Source organism: Candidatus Coatesbacteria bacterium, from assembly GCA_014728225.1.
In the GTDB taxonomy this organism is placed as follows: domain Bacteria; phylum RBG-13-66-14; class RBG-13-66-14; order RBG-13-66-14; family RBG-13-66-14; genus WJLX01.
The window spans coordinates 1-15,527 of the sequence record WJLX01000171.1 but is presented as its reverse complement, the minus strand read 5'-3'; the positions used below and the strand labels follow the sequence as shown (position 1 = coordinate 15,527).

General features: G+C 69.3%; 18 protein-coding genes. All 18 read left to right on the top strand.

The window, feature by feature from the left end:
• The first annotated feature begins 211 nt into the window (after positions 1–211).
• The 18 genes from purL to GF399_12250 all read left to right on the top strand — a co-directional run bounded on the left by purL (position 212) and on the right by GF399_12250 (position 15,129).
• Positions 212–2,605, top strand: coding sequence for a phosphoribosylformylglycinamidine synthase subunit PurL (purL, locus tag GF399_12335; GenBank protein ID MBD3401100.1), 2,394 nt, complete (start codon positions 212–214; stop codon positions 2,603–2,605).
• Positions 2,606–2,648: 43 nt separating this feature from the next.
• Positions 2,649–3,017 carry a hypothetical protein gene (locus tag GF399_12330; protein MBD3401099.1) on the top strand — a complete coding sequence of 123 codons (369 nt, stop codon included), beginning with the start codon at positions 2,649–2,651 and terminating at the stop codon, positions 3,015–3,017.
• A gap of 65 nt (positions 3,018–3,082) precedes the next feature.
• Positions 3,083–3,694: a hypothetical protein gene (locus GF399_12325; protein MBD3401098.1), complete on the top strand. Its 612-nt coding sequence runs from the start codon at positions 3,083–3,085 to the stop codon at positions 3,692–3,694.
• Positions 3,695–3,721: 27 nt separating this feature from the next.
• Positions 3,722–5,005, top strand: a complete 1,284-nt coding sequence (locus GF399_12320) for a hypothetical protein (GenBank protein MBD3401097.1) — start codon at positions 3,722–3,724, stop codon at positions 5,003–5,005.
• Positions 5,006–5,014: 9 nt separating this feature from the next.
• Positions 5,015–6,046: a hypothetical protein gene (locus GF399_12315; protein ID MBD3401096.1), complete on the top strand. Its 1,032-nt coding sequence runs from the start codon at positions 5,015–5,017 to the stop codon at positions 6,044–6,046.
• Positions 6,047–6,056: 10 nt separating this feature from the next.
• Positions 6,057–6,530 carry a hypothetical protein gene (locus GF399_12310; GenBank protein ID MBD3401095.1) on the top strand — a complete coding sequence of 158 codons (474 nt, stop codon included), beginning with the start codon at positions 6,057–6,059 and terminating at the stop codon, positions 6,528–6,530.
• A 271-nt stretch (positions 6,531–6,801) separates the two neighbouring features.
• Positions 6,802–7,605: a phosphoribosylformylglycinamidine synthase I gene (gene purQ, locus GF399_12305; GenBank protein ID MBD3401094.1), complete on the top strand. Its 804-nt coding sequence runs from the start codon at positions 6,802–6,804 to the stop codon at positions 7,603–7,605.
• A 2-nt stretch (positions 7,606–7,607) separates the two neighbouring features.
• Entirely contained in the window at positions 7,608–8,129 is a 522-nt protein-coding gene (locus GF399_12300; protein ID MBD3401093.1) for a hypothetical protein, read from the top strand.
• A 53-nt stretch (positions 8,130–8,182) separates the two neighbouring features.
• The gene (locus tag GF399_12295; GenBank protein ID MBD3401092.1) at positions 8,183–8,605 is read left to right on the top strand and encodes a hypothetical protein; all 423 of its coding nucleotides are present in this window, start codon (positions 8,183–8,185) and stop codon (positions 8,603–8,605) included.
• Positions 8,606–8,654: 49 nt separating this feature from the next.
• A complete protein-coding gene (dnaJ, locus tag GF399_12290; GenBank protein MBD3401091.1) occupies positions 8,655–9,716 on the top strand; it encodes a molecular chaperone DnaJ in 1,062 nt (353 codons plus the stop codon).
• 49 nt (positions 9,717–9,765) lie between these two features.
• The gene (locus tag GF399_12285) at positions 9,766–10,146 is read left to right on the top strand and encodes a DUF1844 domain-containing protein (protein ID MBD3401090.1); all 381 of its coding nucleotides are present in this window, start codon (positions 9,766–9,768) and stop codon (positions 10,144–10,146) included.
• The gene (deoC, locus tag GF399_12280; GenBank protein MBD3401089.1) at positions 10,146–10,877 is read left to right on the top strand and encodes a deoxyribose-phosphate aldolase; all 732 of its coding nucleotides are present in this window, start codon (positions 10,146–10,148) and stop codon (positions 10,875–10,877) included. Before GF399_12285 ends, deoC begins: the two co-directional genes overlap by 1 nt.
• A complete protein-coding gene (locus GF399_12275; GenBank protein MBD3401088.1) occupies positions 10,874–11,896 on the top strand; it encodes a WYL domain-containing protein in 1,023 nt (340 codons plus the stop codon). The genes deoC and GF399_12275 overlap by 4 nt, the downstream gene beginning before the upstream one ends.
• Positions 11,897–11,900: 4 nt before the next feature.
• Positions 11,901–12,764: a tetratricopeptide repeat protein gene (locus GF399_12270; protein MBD3401087.1), complete on the top strand. Its 864-nt coding sequence runs from the start codon at positions 11,901–11,903 to the stop codon at positions 12,762–12,764.
• A 72-nt stretch (positions 12,765–12,836) separates the two neighbouring features.
• Positions 12,837–13,733, top strand: a complete 897-nt coding sequence (locus tag GF399_12265) for a bifunctional enoyl-CoA hydratase/phosphate acetyltransferase (GenBank protein ID MBD3401086.1) — start codon at positions 12,837–12,839, stop codon at positions 13,731–13,733.
• 10 nt (positions 13,734–13,743) lie between these two features.
• The gene (locus GF399_12260) at positions 13,744–14,319 is read left to right on the top strand and encodes a hypothetical protein (GenBank protein MBD3401085.1); all 576 of its coding nucleotides are present in this window, start codon (positions 13,744–13,746) and stop codon (positions 14,317–14,319) included.
• Between the two features lie 50 nt (positions 14,320–14,369).
• Positions 14,370–14,738, top strand: a complete 369-nt coding sequence (locus GF399_12255) for a hypothetical protein (GenBank protein MBD3401084.1) — start codon at positions 14,370–14,372, stop codon at positions 14,736–14,738.
• Positions 14,731–15,129 carry a hypothetical protein gene (locus GF399_12250; GenBank protein MBD3401083.1) on the top strand — a complete coding sequence of 133 codons (399 nt, stop codon included), beginning with the start codon at positions 14,731–14,733 and terminating at the stop codon, positions 15,127–15,129. Before GF399_12255 ends, GF399_12250 begins: the two co-directional genes overlap by 8 nt.
• Positions 15,130–15,527: the final 398 nt, after the last annotated feature.

Sequence of the window (15,527 nt, the reverse complement as noted above, 5' to 3'; positions counted from 1 at the left end):
CCGAAGGGCTGTCAACAAGCGGACCGTTGTCAACCTTCAAGGCACGGCAATGCACACGGCCGCTCCCGCCCGGGCGGGAGCGGCCGTGTGCATTGCCGTGCCTTGAAGGTTGACAACGGTCCGCTTGTTGACAGCCCTTCGGGGCTGAAGTATAATCTAGTTCGCTTGTAACTAACACTTTCTCAAAGAGATAGCGGGATGATGGAGCCGGATGATGCCTGAGAAACGCCCCCCTTCGAGTCTGGATGAGTTGAACCTGGGCGGCCTCGACGACGACGGGCTGCGGAACAGGCTCGGGGAGCTGAACGTTCAGTTGACCCCGGAGGAGCTGCGCCGGCTCGTCGAGCTGCTGGGTCGGGAGCCCTCCCCGGTCGAGCTGCACCTGTTCAACATCATGTGGAGCGAGCACTGCTCCTACAAGTCGAGCCGCAAGCTGCTCAAGGAGCATCTGCCGACGGAGGGTCCGACGGTCATCCAGGGTCCGGCCGAAGACGCGGGCATCGTGCGCTTCGTCGAGTACGCGGGGGTGGAATACGGCGTCGTCATCGCCCACGAGAGCCACAACCATCCCAGCCAGGTGGTGCCCTACGAGGGCGCGGCGACGGGCATCGGCGGCATCGTCCGCGACGTCTACTGCATGGGCGGCGAGGTCTTCGCCGTCCTCGATCCTTTGCGGCTGGGCGATCCGGCCGGTCCCCGGGGCACCCGTTCGGCCGAGGTGGCCGCCGGCGTCGTCGACGGCATCGGCGGTTACGGCAACCCCCTCGGCGTGCCCAATTTGGGCGGTGATGTTTACTTCTCGGGAAGCTTCGACGACAACTGCCTGGTCAACGTCGTCGCCGTTGGTTTGGTGCGGGTTGACGAGATCATCCATTCCCGGGTGCCCGACGAGGCGGCCGATGAAGCTTACGTCTACGTTCTGGTGGGCAAGGCAACCGACGATTCGGGCTTCGGCGGGGCGGCCTTCGCCAGCGTGGACCTGGACGAGGCGGAGGAGAACCGGGGGGCGGTCCAGGTACCGGATCCCTTCCTCTCCCGGGTGCTGACCGAGGCCAACAAGGCGGCCTGGGCCTGGCTGCGCGAGCGGAGCATCCCCTTTGGAATGAAGGACCTGGGCGCGGGGGGCCTGGCCTGCGCCACCAGCGAGATGGCGGCCGCGGCGGGGATGGGCGCCGACGTCCACCTGGACCGCGTACCCGTCTCGATTGACGGCCTGCCGCCCTACGTCGTGGCCTGCTCGGAGACCCAGGAGCGCTACATGTACGCCGTTCCGGCGCGGGCGGCCGACGATTTCTGCGCCATCTTCAACCGGGATTGGGAGCTGGGCAACACCGCCGTCGGCGCCGCGGCCACGGTCATCGGCGAGATCGTCCCCGAGGACCGCTACCGCCTGTTCTGGCGGGGCGAGGAGACGGCGGAGCGGCCGATCTGCAACGTCAGTACCCGAGCCATCACCCATGGCGTCTACCACGAGCGCCCCCGTCGGCTGCGACCCGCCCCCGGCGCTCCCCGGCGGGAGAAGCCGTCCGAAAGCTGGGGAGGAATCCTGCGCGGGATGCTGGCTTCACCGGCCGGGGCCGCGCGCTACCCGCTGTTCAAGCGTTACGACTGCGAGGTTCAGGGGCGCAGCGTCCTGCGTCCCGGCGAGGCCGACGCCGGTGTCGTCGCCCCCCTCGAGGGCTGCGCGGCCGGGGTGGCGGTAAGCGTCGACGGCAACCCGCGCCACGGCGCGATCGATCCCTACGCCGCCGCCGTGCTGGCCGTCTGCGAGGCGGCGCGCAACGTGGCCTGCGTCGGCGCCCGGCCGACGGCGATCACCGACTGTCTCAACTACGGCAACCCCGAGGTGCCCGAGATTTTCGGCCAGTTCGCCGCCGGTCTCGAGGGCATCGGCGACGCCTGCCGGGGCCTGGGCCTGGTTGGCGAGCCGGACTCGCCGCTGCCCGTGGTCTCCGGCAACGTCAGCTTCTACAATCAGTCCGCCGCCGGGGTGGCCGTGCCGCCCAGTCCGATCATCGCCTGCGTCGGCGTGCTGGACGACGTACGTCGCGCCACGCCGAGCTATCTGACCGTACCCGGCCAGGAGCTGCTCTTCGTCGGCCGTCGCGGCGCCGAGCTCGGCGGCAGCCAGTACTACGAGGCCGTCTACGGCGACGTCGCCGGGCCCCTGCCCCGCCCGGACCTCGAGCGCTGGCGGGCCGAGCTGGCCGGGATCGTCGGTTTCGTCTCCGGCGGACGGGCCACGGCCTGCCACGACATCTCCGACGGCGGCCTGCTGACCGCCCTGGCCGAGATGGCCCTCGGCACCTACCTCTTCCCCGGCGTCGGCCTGCGGGTCAACCTGCACAACCTCCACGGCGGCGCCGAGCCCGCCGCCCTGCTGTTCAACGAGACCCCGGGCTACCTGGTGGCCGTCGAGGCCGGCGCCGGGGCCGAGGCCGTCCTCTACTTCCGCGGCCTGGGCCTCGAGGTCGAGCCCCTGGGCACCGCGGTGCGCGAGCGCCGCCTCGTCGTGCGTTACGGCGAGCACCACCTGGTCAACGAGCCCCTGGACGAGCTGCGCGAGTTGTGGCTCCACGGCCTGGACGGTGTCTTCGGTGCCTGAAGCATGATTCCCACCTTCGCAGCAGACAAACTAACAACCGACCATGAAGAAGATCGCCCCGTTATTGATCGCACTCCTTTGTACCGCCTCGGCCCTTACCGGCCCGCCGGACAGCGGCTCCGAAGGTGATTGCAGCTGTTCGTCGGGGTCCTCGTCGGCCAGCCTCGCCTTCCACTCCGACCGCGACGGGGACGATGAAATCTTTGTGATGGACGCCGACGGGAGTAACCAGCGGCAATTGACCACAGAAGGAGGTATGTATCCCGCCTGGAGTCCCGACGGCCGCCGCCTCGCTTTCGTGTCCGAACGCGACGGGGACGATGAAATCTTTGTGATGGACGCCGACGGGAGCAACCAGCGGCAATTGACCACAGAAGGAGGTAGGTTTCCCGCCTGGTGCCCGGTGGAGTGAAATTGCCTGATGCATACTGGCTGGCTACCACCGACCCCTTTTAGTAAAGCCTCGAGGAGTAAACAATGAGACGGCTTTCTCTTGTACTACTCATCACTGTCGCCGCCGCTGCGGCCGATCAACCCGCCGTGGCCATCGTCGAGTTTGAGGCCAAGAACTGCGACCAGGGCATCGCCGACGCCGTGGGCGAGATCCTCCGCACCGAGATCATCGACACCGGCAAGTTTCGTGTGATCGAACGAGCACAGTTGGAGCGAGTCATTGAGGAACAATCACTCCAGGTCAGTGGCCTGATCGATAGCAGCACGGCGGTAGAATTTGGAAAGTTAGTCGGAGCTGAGTATGTAGCGGTTGGTAGCGTAACCGGCCTTGGCGGCACTTTTACCGTCTCTGTACGCTACATAAACGTCGAGACGGCGGAGGCGGCCCTGGGTAAGACAGAAACTGTAAACAATGAAGACGAATTGCCCGAAGTCTGCCGCCGGCTGGCGGCGGAGCTCACCGGCCTGCCGTACAGCGGAACATCCGCCTCTTCCGGTGGGGGCCGCATCGCTTTCCAGGCCTTCCGCGGCGGAAACTGGGAAATCTTTGTGATGGACGCCGACGGGAGTAACCAGCGGCAATTGACCAACAACAGCAGCTGGGATTACGAACCCGCCTGGCGCCCGGTCGAGTGAAGGACTACTCTTCTCTAGGGAGATGAGATGACTAAACGCCTGTTGACAACGCTCTTCGTAGCGATTCTGGCCGCGGCGGCCCTCGCCGGGCCGACGATCGCCGTAGTGGACTTCGAGGCCGTCGGCTGCGCCGAGGTGCTGGCCCGGGGCGCCGCCGAGCTCTTCCGCGCCGGCCTGGCCGAGCACGCGGAGCTCGACCTGGTCGAGCGCGCCCGCCTGGCCGACGTGATGTCCGAGCAGGCCCTGGCCCTCTCCGGGGTCGTCGACGCCGAGACCGCCGTCGAGGTCGGCGAGCTGCTGGGCGCCGACTACGTCCTGGTGGGCAGCCTGACCCAGTTGGCCGGCTCCTACACCGTGGCCGCCCGCTTCGTCGACGCTGAGTCGGGCGAGGTCGTCGTCGGGCGCCAGGAAACGGCCTCCCGGGAGAGCCGCATCCCCCGGGTCTGCCGCGAGCTGGCCGGCTCCGTCGCCGAGGCCGCCGGCGCCCTGCCCGTCGAGCTGCCCGAAGGCGACACCCCCTACCTGGTCGGTCTGGATCTCGCGGGCACGGTGATCTTCCACCTGGCCGGCGACATCCACGCCTTGGACCTGGCCACGACGGCGGGACGTCAATTGACCTTCGACGGTCTCAGTTGGCAGTCGGCGATCACCCCGGACGGCCGCCGGATCGTTTTCAGCTCGAAACGCGGCGGCGACCTCGACCTCTACCTGATGGACCCCGACGGCGGCGACCAGCAGGCTCTGCTCGACACGCCGCACATCGAGGACGCCCCCTGCTGGAGCCCCGACGGCCGACGGATCGCCTTCCACACCGAGCGCGACGGCAACTGGGAAATCTACGCCGTCGCCGCCGACGGTTCCGACCTCACCCGCCTGACCAACCACGGCGCCGAGGATTCCTATCCCGCCTGGAGCCCCGACGGCGAACGCATCGCCTTCATGAGCAAGCGCGGTGCCTACACCGGCGGCTACGAGGTCTACGTCATGGACGCCGACGGCGCCGCTCCCCGGCGCGTCGCCGCCGGGATGTACCCCTCCTGGAGCCCCGACGGTGAAAGCCTGGTCTACGTCCAGGACGCCGACGGCGACGGCGGCTTCGACCTCTACCTGCGCGACCTCGGGGACGACACGGAGCGCCGCCTGACCGAAGACGGCGGGGCCAAGCGCTTCCCGCGCTTCACCGCCGACGGCCGGACCATCCTCTTCGACGACACCTACACCGACATCTTCGCCTACTCCCTGGACACCGACAACGTCTACCGGGTGACCTGGAACGGCTGCGTCGTCCCCAGCTACGGCGAGACGCGCTGAAGGAGGACCATGCGCCGCTGGCTCATCATCCTACTGGCGGCCGCCGCGACCGCGCCGGCCCTCGAGGGCGCCGTCTACTTCGAACGCGCCGGACGCCTCTACCGCATGGAGGCCGACGGCGCCGACGTCGAGCTGATCGACGAGCTCTTCGGCTGCACCGACATGGGCGTCACGCTGACGAGCAGCCCCGACGGGGCCGTGCTGGTCTTCGCCGCCGACGCTGCGGGCGGTTGGGACCTCTACCGCTACGATTTCGCGGCGGGTGAACCCGTGCCGCTCTACGACAGCGGCTGGTGGGACGGCCTGCCCGCCCTCGACCCCGCCGGACAGCGGGTGGCCTGCGCCTCGCTGGGCGACGGCGCCGAGATCGTGCTCTTCGACCTCGACGACCCCGCCGGTGTCCGCCGGCTGACCGACCTCGAAGAGTGGGCCCGTTGGCCCGTCTGGAGCCCCGACGGCGAGGCCCTCTACTTCATCCACGCCGCCACCGGGGCCGATTACAGCGAGCTGATGTACCTCGAGCTCCCCGACGGTGAGCCCGAGATGCTGGAGAGCTTTCGCGGCGAGGTCAAGGAGTACGCCCTCGCCCCCGACGGCTCGCTCTTCGCCCTGACCTTCCGCCCGGCGGCGCGGGAGTCCTTCGACATCTACCTCTACGACGCCGCCTCCGGGGACTTCGACCGGCTGACCGACCTGCCCGCGGACTGCGGCGGACCCTGCTTCGCCGGTGACCGTCGCTACATCTACTACCACGTCGAGTACCCCCTCGAGTACCCGACCGACGAGCACGGCTACCAGCACGAGAACTACCACTACGAGCCCGGTCGCCGTCACAACCCGGAGAAGAGCCTGCCCGAGGACGACGAGGCTGTCGACGAAGAAGAAGAAAGCGCGCCCCCTGACGTTGCTGCGCCCGACACCGAGTACGACCCCCTCGGCTGGCTGCCCAGCTACCGCAACACCATCCACCTGCTGAACCTGGAGACGGGGGAGGACGTTGAGCTGACCACGGGCGAAGAGCCCTGCTGGTACGGGGGATAGGGAGGCTGTGATGAGCATCGTCGACCGCGACCGCGAGTGGTGCGAGCGGCGGCTCGCCGAGGGCGAGATCGGCTGGCTGGCCGTCAACGGCGACGACGGCCCCTACATCTTACCGCTCAACTACCTCTGGCACGCCGGACGGGTGCTGATCCACACCGCCCTGCACGGCCGCAAGCTGGAGCATCTGCGCCGCGACCCCCGGGTCTGCTTTGGCGTCGGCGCCGCCGCGGCCTCCGCGACGCCCCACGGGCGCGGCGGCTGCTACCTGCCCTGGCGCAGCGTCCTCGTCGAGGGCCGGGCCGACCTCGTCGAGGAGGTCGCCGAGAAGCTGCCCCTGCTGCGGGCTTTCCTCGAGGCCTACGATCCGCAAGGCGGGCACGACCCGCTGACCGCCGCCGATGTCGAGCGGACCCTGCTGATCGTCATCGAACCGGTAACCATCACCGGTCGGGAGGAGCTGGGCGCCGAGGCCGGGGAGTACTGAAGCGCCGACCGCCGCCGGGGTATGGCTCATTCGTCTGAAGCGGGACCGGGGCCGACCGGCCGGCGCAAGGCCATGATGTCTTATGGAATCTGCCTGCTGTACCGCTGAGGATTGCCGAGTTGATCCTCAGAAGAGCCCCCCAGCTCAAATTATTCTCAGTGGGGAGAGTGAACCGGACAACCCTCAAGCCGATCCGCCATCACAGCCCCCGTTGACAGGGGCTGGAGCCGAACCAATCTCGAGCATCCGCCGACGTAACAGGAGTTGAACCATGCCCACCGTCGCCGTGCTGGCCTTTCCCGGCACCAACTGCGAGTACGAGAGCGCCCGCGCCTGCCGCGCCGCGGGTCTGGAGGCGGAGATCATCCGCTGGAACCAGCCGGAGAAGCTGCGCGCCGCCGACGCCTTCCTGCTGGCCGGCGGCTTCAGCTTCGAGGACCGGGTCCGCGCCGGGGCCATCGCCGCCAAGGAGGCGGTACTGGATGTGATTGTGGAGGCGGCCGAGGCGGGCAAGCCGGTGCTGGGCATCTGCAACGGCGCCCAGGTGCTGCTGGAGAGCGGCCTGGTGCCGGGGTTGGCGGAGGGCCATCCGGTGGAGGCGGCCCTGGACGCCAACGAGCGCGGCTACCTCTGCCGCTGGTGTTACGTCGAGGTCGCCGAGCCGCAGAAGAGTCTGTTCACGACGCGGTTCGCGCCGGGTGAGGTCTGGCCCCTGCCCCTGGCCCACGGCGAGGGGCGTTTCACCACGGCGGACCCGGAGGTGGCGGAGCGGATTAGCGCCGCGGGGCTGGGTGTGTTAAGCTACGTTTCGCCCGGCGGCGATGCCGCCGCGGGTTATCCGGACAACCCCAACGGTTCTCTGTTCGACCTGGCCGGTCTGGGCAACGCGGCGGGCAACGTCCTGGCGCTGATGCCGCATCCTGAGCGGGCGGAACGGCTCTGGCAACTGCCGAGTTACCTGGCCGGGGAGTGGGGCGGGCGGCGGCGCGAGCTCAACGGCTCGACACCGCTGGACGCGCCCGGACCGGGCCGCAAGATCTTCGGCTCCCTGGCGGCGCATCTGGGGGTGGGATAGCGATGGCCGAACTCAACCTGTTGGTGCGGTTGAAAACCCCGGACACCGTGGCGGTCAGCGCCCGGCTGGCCCTGCGCGAGCTGATGGGCCACGCTGAGCTGGCGGCCCTGGAGCGCGAGGAGCTCTGGCGCTTCCGCGGCGACTTCGAGCCGGCGGAGCTGACGGAGGAACTCCTCGAGGGCAGCAGCCGTTTCGTCAACCCGGCCAAGCACACCTGGCGGCGGGTGGCCTCCCTGACCGGCCTCGAACCCCCCGCACGGCGTGCGGGTAAGGCCCACGGCGCACTGGTGCGCAAACTGGACGACTTCCGCGGCCGCGACGCCCGGGCCTACTGCCGGAACAACCTCGGCCTGACGGGGGTCGAGGGCGTCGAGTACGCCGTCCTCTGGACCCTCTGGCTGGAGGGTTCGGCCGGCGGCGAGAACCTGGCGGCCCTGGTGGACTGCCGGGCCCGCGACGCCGGCCTGCTGGCCAACCCCCACTGCGAGAGCTGGGAACCGGTGGTCTTCGAAACCTCTCGCTAAGGATTACCCAAACTCAGTAGTAAAGAAAAGTAGAAAGCCGAAGAAGCTCGATTATGGAGAAATGCGCGATATGCGGCTGTACTCTTCACCGGGAGGGCGAGTACGCCCAACCAACTATCCGGGGGCGTTCACACGCAACCGCACACCATTTCGTACCAGAACGCTTTTTCGGCAGGTCAAAGAACAGACCAAACGAGCAGCGTGAAGCGATTCTCTCCGAATCAGATCTGGCAGAATTCGAACATGATTTTGGAATTTTATGTTACGAGTGCCATGAAGAACTTTTACACAATCCGGTTTTGTTGCGGGAGGATATCGAGCTATTCTCCAGTCTTGCAACAGCAAAAGGATACGCAGAAGAGGAAAAAGAGCAGACCAGAAAGAACATTGCTGGTCGAATCGAACTGTTGCACCAAGTAATCCGAGCAGGATTGAAGGTCTTCGCCGAAGAAGCGAAGCCGTGCCAGCCAGAGTGACTGCGCTCTTCAACCGTCTTATTCATTCCAACAACCCGGTACTTCACCGATGACCATCCACGAACGTGACTACTACGAGATCCTCGAGGTCTCCCGGGACGCCGACAAGGCGACCATCAAGCGCGCCTACCGCAAGAAGGCCCTGCAGTACCATCCGGACCGCAACCCCGACGACCCCGCGGCCGAGGAGCGCTTCAAGGAGTGTTCGGAGGCCTACCAGGTCCTCTCCGACGACCAGAAGCGGGCCGTCTACGACCGCCACGGCCACGACGGGCTGAAAGGGCGCGGCTACCGGGGCTTCGACGACGTCTCCGACATCTTCGACCTCTTCGGCAACCTCTTCGGCGGGCTGTTCGGCGGACCGATGGGCGGCGGGCGCCGCGGCCGACGGATGCGCCGGGGGGGCGACATCGCCGCCCGGGTGGAGATCGACTATCGCCAGGCCCTGGAGGGCCTCGAGCGCACCCTGACCCTGGAGCGCGAGGAGATCTGCGATCGCTGCGGCGGCTCGGGCTCCGAGCCCGGCCACGAACCCCAGACCTGCCCCACCTGCCGGGGGCGCGGCCGCGTCGTCCGCTCCGCCGGTTTCATGCGCCTGGAGACGACCTGCCCGGAGTGCGGCGGCGCGGGCAAGATCATCAGCGAGCCCTGCGCGGACTGCGACGGCCGGGGGCGGCTGTTGCGGCGCCGACGGGTCAAGGTCCGCATCCCCGCCGGCATCGATGACGGCCAGCGTATCCGGGTCTCCGGCGAGGGCCACGACGGCAGCGTGCCGGGGATCCGCGGCGACCTGTACCTCGAGGTCGGACTGGAACCGCACCAGCACTTCGGCCGCAACGGTCGCGACCTGTTGCTGGAGCTGGAGCTCTCCTACCCCCAACTGGCCCTGGGCGACCGCGTCGCCGTGCCGACCCTCGAGGGGACCGAGGAGTTGAAGATCCCCGCCGGCACCCAGCCCGACACCGTGTTCAAGATCCGCCGGGCCGGTTTCCCCGCCGTCGGCGGCGGCCGCCGCGGCGATTTGCGGGTCACCGTCAAGTCCTGGGTGCCCAAGCGGCTCAGCCGCAAGCAGAAGCAGTTGCTCCAGGAGCTGCAGGAGACACTGGATTGACGTCCGCGCGGTGACCAACCCTGTCGAACCCCGCCGCCGGGAGGTTTCAATGGACGAAGAACGAAAATTGCACACCGCCCGCTTCACCGCCCTGGTCTACTCCCTCCACTCCAGCGCCATGGTCCAGCTGGGCAAGCTGGCCGAGCCGACCACGGGGGAGGTCCGGCGCGATCTGGACGCCGCCCGCTCGACCATCGATCTGCTGGAGACTCTCGATTACAAGCTGCGTAACGGCCTGGAAGACGGCGAACGCCGGATGCTCGACCAGGTGCTGACCGAGCTGCGGCTGAACTACATCGGCGAGCGGACGGGCGAGAGCTCCGACACGGCGACGACGGAGCGGGAGGCCGACGAAGAGGGCGCCGATAACGGCGGCGAGGCCGACAACGCCGAACCCGCCCGGGACGACGGCGGGGGAGCCGCCGACTAGTGGAAACGCCGCCGGTCAGCCTGCGCCACGGCCGCTCCCTGCTGGAGCGCATCAGCCGGGCCTCCCTGGCCTGGACGATCGACGCCGCCCTGCTGGGGCCCGCGGCCACGCGGACGGAGCTGGAAAGCTGCGTGTCCGACTGCCTGGAGCTGGGGGTCAAGGGCCTGTGCGTGCTGCCCCGCCATCTGGCCGCCGCGCGGCGGCTGATCGACGGGGCCGGCGGCGCTCTGGACCTGATCGGGGTGGTCGACTTCCCCCTCGGCGGCCGCCCGACGGCGCGCAAGGTCGCCGAGATCGGCGAGCTGTTGGACGCCGGGGCCGATGAACTCGACGCCGTCCCCGACCTGAGTTTGCTCAAGACTCGCCGGACCCGGGAGCTGGCCGCCGAGCTGGCCGAGCTCCGCCGGGCCGCCCGGGGGTGCGTACTCAAGATCATCCTGGAGTGCCCCCTGCTGGAGCCCGAGGAGATGGCCCGGGGAGCCGAGCTGTGCCTGGAGGCCGGGGCGGAGTTCGTCAAGACGGCCACCGGCACGCGGGGAGCGACGCGGACCGACCACGTCCAGGTGCTGCGCAACGCCGTGGGTACGGCGATGGACGTCAAGGCCGCCGGCGGGATCCGCAGCCTGAACGACGCCGCCGCCCTGTTCGAGGCCGGAGCCAACCGCCTGGGGACCTCGCGCCCCCGGGAGCTGCTCGAGGAGTTCGAGCGCCGCCGTGGAGGGTGCTCATGACGCCGCACAACGGTCTGGAGTGGCCCAACAAGACGGCCCTGCGCCGCCTGCTGGAGATCGACCGCCTGGTGCGCGCCGGCGGGCTGCCGACGGTCGAAAAGCTGGCCCGCCGCTTCGAGGTCGCCGAGCGGACCGTCTACCGCGACCTGGCCTACCTGCGCGACCAGCTCGGCGCGCCGCTGGCCTACCGGCGCAGCGACGGCGGCGGCGGTTACTACTATACCGATCCGAGCTACGTCCTGCCGGCCAACTTCATCCGCCACGGCGAGATGGTCGGGCTGCTGCTGGCGGGCAAACTGGTCGAGCAGACGGCGGGTCAGCCCCGCGCTCCGGCCCTGGCCGGCCTGCTGGGCCGCCTGCGCGAGCTGTTGACCGAGAACGAGCTGCTGATCGTCGAGGCCGAGGTCGCCGCCTTCGACTACGCCGCCCGGCGTACCCGACGCCTCGACACCGCCGTCGTCGAGGCCGCCGCCCGCTCCCTGCGCCGCCGGCGCCGGGTGACCCTCGACCTCTACGAACCGGCGACGGGCGGTTGGCGGGCCCTGGAGTTCGAGACCTACCACGTCGTGCATCTCAACACGGCCTGGCACCTGCTGGGCCTGGAGGTCGGCGCCGACGAGCGCGCTGCCCTGCCGCTGGCCCGGATCAAGGGCCTGCGCGAGACCGATGAGCGCTACACGGTCCCGCGGGATTTCGACCTCGACGCCGCCCTGGCCGACGCCTTCGGCTTCCGGCTGGGCGCCCCGGAGCACCGGGTGGCCCTCGAGTTCCGCGGTGAGGCCGCCCGCCTGGTCGCCGAGCGCGAGTGGCACCCCAGCCAGCGGCTGAGCTTCCGCGCCGACGGCAGCGTGGTGCTGACCCTGCGCACGGCCCACCTGGAGGAGCTGGTCCGTTGGCTGGCCGGCTTCGGCGGCGACGCCCGGGTGCAGTCGCCCCCCGAGCTGCGCGAGCTGTTGCTGCGCCGGGCCCGGGAGCTGATCACCGTCAACGAAGACTCCATCGAACCCCACCGGGATTGAACCGATGATCCGCCGCCTGCTCAGTCTGGCCATCCTGTTATGCGTCACCGCCGCCGGCGCCGTCGAGGTGCGCGAGGTCCCGCCCCTGGTGCTGCCCGAATCGGCCCTGCTGCGCGAGCTGGCCGCCGAGAGCTGGCGGATCATCGAGGCCCTCGAGGACGGTACCGGCGAGGTCGAGGGACGGCTGGCCCGGCTGACCGACTCCTACTCCGAGCGGGTGCGCGGCGCCTGCTACCCCTACCATCTGGCCCTGGGCCAGTTGGCTTACGGCCGCGGCGACCTCGAGGGGGCCGGCGAGGCCTTCCGCCACGCCGCCGAACTCGAGAACGGCGCAGCCGAGCCGTTGGCCTGGCTGGCCCTGCTGGAGCTGCGCCACGGACGGCTCTCCGGCGCTCTGGCCCGGGCCGAGGCCGCCCTGGAGCTCGACCCCCTCCAGCCCCTGGCCCGGGAGGTCATCCGGGTGACGGGCCTGCTGACCGACGAGGAGGAGATCGGTTTCACCAGCCGGGATCCGGCGGCCCTGGAGGCCCTGCGCGCGGGCGACGCCGCCTTCGCCCGGGGCGATTTCGCCGCCGCCGCTACGGCCTACCGCCGGGCCTTGGAGCACGATCCCGACTTCCTCGAGGCCCGGATCTACCTGGGCGACGCCCTGCTGCGTTCCGGCGAACCCGCCGCGGCCCTCGCCGAGCTGGAAACCGCCCTGGCCGCCGAGGCCGACGACGCCCGGGCCAACTACCTGACCGGCCGGGCCCACGCCGCTCTGGACGACGCCGCCGCCGCGGCGTCGGCCTACCGCCGCGCCCTCGAACTGCGCCCGGATTACCCCGCCGCCGAGCGGGCCCTGGCCGAACTCGAGAGCGGCGGCTAACCGTCCAACAATCGATCAACCCCGGACTCGACGGATCCTCGCCGCGGGCGACGGTCCGTTAAGGAGGTTTGCATGATCAAGTCGTTCAGCGAGATCCGCCGACGGGTGAGCGAACGTACGGGTCAGGTGCTGGCCGTGGCCGGCGCCGCCCACGCCAGTACCCTCGAGGCCGTCGCCGCGGCCCGGGAGGCCGGCGTGGCCGAGGCCGTCCTCGTCGGATCGGAGGCCGAGATCCGCGCCGCCGCCGACAAGGCCGGCGTCGAGGCGGCCGGCGAGATCGTCGACGTCGCCGGTGACACCGCGATCGCCGCCCGCGCCGTCGAGCTGGTCCGCGCCGGAAAAGCCGGGATGGTGATGAAGGGCGCCGTCTCCACCGGCACCCTGCTCAAGGCCGTGCTGGACAAGGAGCGCGGTCTGCGCTCGGGTAAGCTGCTCAGCCACATCGCCGCCCTCGAGGTTCCCGGTCAGGAGCGCCTGCTGTGGGTCACCGACGGCGGGATGAACATCTGCCCCGACCTGCCGACCAAGGCCGCCATCCTGCACAACGCCGTGGCCTCCCTGCGCAAGCTGGGCTACCAGCGGCCCCGCGCCGCCGTGCTGGGCGCCGTGGAGAAGGTCAACCCCGACATGCCCGACACCCTGGACGCCGCCTCGCTGACCCAGATGGCCGCCCGGGGGCAGTTCGGCCCCTGCGAGGTCGACGGCCCGCTGGCCCTGGACCTGGCCGTCAGCGCCGAAGCGGCAGCGATCAAGGGTATCGGCGGCGAAGTCGTCGGACGGGCCGACATCCTGCTGGTGCCCGATATCCGCGCCGGCAACATCTTCGCCAAGGGCCTGCTCTACCTGGCCGGGGCCAAGATCGGCGGCCTGATCGCCGGTGCCGCGGCGCCGATCGTCCTGCTCTCCCGGGCCGACGACGCCGAGACCAAGCTGAATTCCATCGCCCTCTGCACCGCCTGCACCCTCTAAGGAGTTCGCGATGGGCTGGCTCGACTGGTTATTCCTGATCCTGATGGCGGCCGCGCTGATCCGCGGCGCCGTGGCCGGGCTGATCAACGAGCTGGTCGGCCTGGTGGGCTTCATCTTCGCCCTGATGCTGGCCAGCGTACTCTATGTCCCCGTGGGGCGGCTGTTCGAGGGCCTGGGCGGCAGCTTCGACATCTCCGGACCCCTGGCCTTCCTCGTGGTCTTCATCGCCGCGATGGTCCTGCTGCTCTTCCTGGGCAAGGTCATCTCCAAGCTGATCGACGCCACCATCGCCGGCTGGGTCAACCACCTCGTCGGCGCCGTCGTCGGTTTCCTCAAGGGCTTTCTGGTCTGTGCGGCGATCGTGCTGGTCATCCACCGCCTGCCCTCGGGACCCGAGACGCGGCGGCAGATCGAGCAAGGTCCCCTGACACGCCCCGCCGCCCTGGTCGCCGAACCGCTGGCCGGTTTGGTCGAGGCCCTGGCCCTCTCGGCCACCGAGGACGACTCCTGGTGGCGCCCCGGCCTCGAAGAGGCCCTGGGCGTCGAGGACGGCGAGTGGGAGGTCCTCGAGGAGCTGACCGAGTAACCGTCGACCAGTTCATTCACTGCAAGCGCAATCACTGCGGGAGGCCGCCGATGCTCGCGCAAGCCGGTCGAACGGCCCTTTTGCCGGCCCTGCTGATCCTTGTCCTCGTCGCCGCTTGCGGCGAGGAGGAGCCCGCCGAAGCCGCCGTCCTGAACGAGCTGGCGGAGTTGGGTGACCAGTTGGCGCCCCACCTGGTCAAGCAGGAGCGTCTGGACGACTTCGCTCCCGCCGAGTACCGCCGGGCCCTGGACGAATTCGACGAATCGACGGACGCCGCCGCCCGGGCCGTCGTCAACCTGCGGGCCGCCGTCGACGCCCTGGCGGCCTATCGTACCGGCGAGCTGCCCGGCGACCTGGTCGCCGCCCAGAATTACTTCGACGACTACACCACCGCCCTCGAGGAGGCCCGCGATGAGTGAACATCGCGCCGAGAGACGCCGGCTGTGGGGCTGGCTGGTCGTTCTCGGGCTGTTGCTGGCGGCGACGATCGTCGTGCTGACCGTCTACGGCGTCTTCGAGAATCCCCGGCAGACCGCCGCCGAGCTGCGCCGCATCGGCGAGCGGTTGATGATCAAGGCCGACAGCGTCGTCGCCGAAGGCACCCCGTTCTCGGTCACGCCCTGGATGGCCGAGATCGGCGAGGTCGACAGCTTCCACGACCGGGCCGGTTTCGCCAAGGATGAATTGCGGGCCGCCGTCCGCGCCGTGGGACGCTACGCCGAGGTCCGCGACGACCGGGACATGGACCTGGCTCACTGGCACTACGGGCGCTTCCACCGTCAACTACGGGCCCTGGAACGGGGGGAGTAGCGACCGGCCGACGATCTCAACCGCACTCGTTACAGGGGGGCGACCCACGGGTCGACCCCCGCTTGCCGTATTCAGGCTTTGACGCCGGGTGCTTAACGCTGGGAGCCCGTTGAACCCCGGCGAACCAATGCAGGCGCCGGGTTACCGCCCCGGCGGAACTGGCACGGTTTTTGCTGAGGCGGACCGTTATCCTCATTGGTAACGGTCGCCGAGATGCAAAAACCGTGCCAGTTCCGCCGCCCGAGCCGCCCCGCGGCGGCGGGGTTCAACGGGCTCCCAGCGTTAAGCACCCGGCGTCAAAGCCTGAATACGGCAAGCGGGGGTCGACCCGTGGGTCGCCCCCCTGTAACGAGTGCGGTTGAGATCGTCGGCCGGTCGCTACTCCCCCCGTTCCAGGG

Excerpts from the sequence above, each read along its gene's own strand:
- GF399_12285 (MBD3401090.1), top strand. The coding sequence starts at position 9,766 with ATGGACGAAGAACGAAAATTGCACACCGCCCGCTTCACCGCCCTGGTC.
- purQ (MBD3401094.1), top strand. The coding sequence starts at position 6,802 with ATGCCCACCGTCGCCGTGCTGGCCTTTCCCGGCACCAACTGCGAGTAC.
- GF399_12265 (MBD3401086.1), top strand. The coding sequence starts at position 12,837 with ATGATCAAGTCGTTCAGCGAGATCCGCCGACGGGTGAGCGAACGTACG.
- GF399_12270 (MBD3401087.1), top strand. The coding sequence starts at position 11,901 with ATGATCCGCCGCCTGCTCAGTCTGGCCATCCTGTTATGCGTCACCGCC.
- GF399_12330 (MBD3401099.1), top strand. The coding sequence starts at position 2,649 with ATGAAGAAGATCGCCCCGTTATTGATCGCACTCCTTTGTACCGCCTCG.
- GF399_12295 (MBD3401092.1), top strand. The coding sequence starts at position 8,183 with ATGGAGAAATGCGCGATATGCGGCTGTACTCTTCACCGGGAGGGCGAG.
- GF399_12250 (MBD3401083.1), top strand. The coding sequence starts at position 14,731 with ATGAGTGAACATCGCGCCGAGAGACGCCGGCTGTGGGGCTGGCTGGTC.
- GF399_12255 (MBD3401084.1), top strand. The coding sequence starts at position 14,370 with ATGCTCGCGCAAGCCGGTCGAACGGCCCTTTTGCCGGCCCTGCTGATC.
- purL (MBD3401100.1), top strand. The coding sequence starts at position 212 with ATGATGCCTGAGAAACGCCCCCCTTCGAGTCTGGATGAGTTGAACCTG.
- GF399_12320 (MBD3401097.1), top strand. The coding sequence starts at position 3,722 with ATGACTAAACGCCTGTTGACAACGCTCTTCGTAGCGATTCTGGCCGCG.
- GF399_12310 (MBD3401095.1), top strand. The coding sequence starts at position 6,057 with ATGAGCATCGTCGACCGCGACCGCGAGTGGTGCGAGCGGCGGCTCGCC.
- GF399_12315 (MBD3401096.1), top strand. The coding sequence starts at position 5,015 with ATGCGCCGCTGGCTCATCATCCTACTGGCGGCCGCCGCGACCGCGCCG.
- GF399_12260 (MBD3401085.1), top strand. The coding sequence starts at position 13,744 with ATGGGCTGGCTCGACTGGTTATTCCTGATCCTGATGGCGGCCGCGCTG.
- GF399_12300 (MBD3401093.1), top strand. The coding sequence starts at position 7,608 with ATGGCCGAACTCAACCTGTTGGTGCGGTTGAAAACCCCGGACACCGTG.
- dnaJ (MBD3401091.1), top strand. The coding sequence starts at position 8,655 with ATGACCATCCACGAACGTGACTACTACGAGATCCTCGAGGTCTCCCGG.
- GF399_12275 (MBD3401088.1), top strand. The coding sequence starts at position 10,874 with ATGACGCCGCACAACGGTCTGGAGTGGCCCAACAAGACGGCCCTGCGC.
- GF399_12325 (MBD3401098.1), top strand. The coding sequence starts at position 3,083 with ATGAGACGGCTTTCTCTTGTACTACTCATCACTGTCGCCGCCGCTGCG.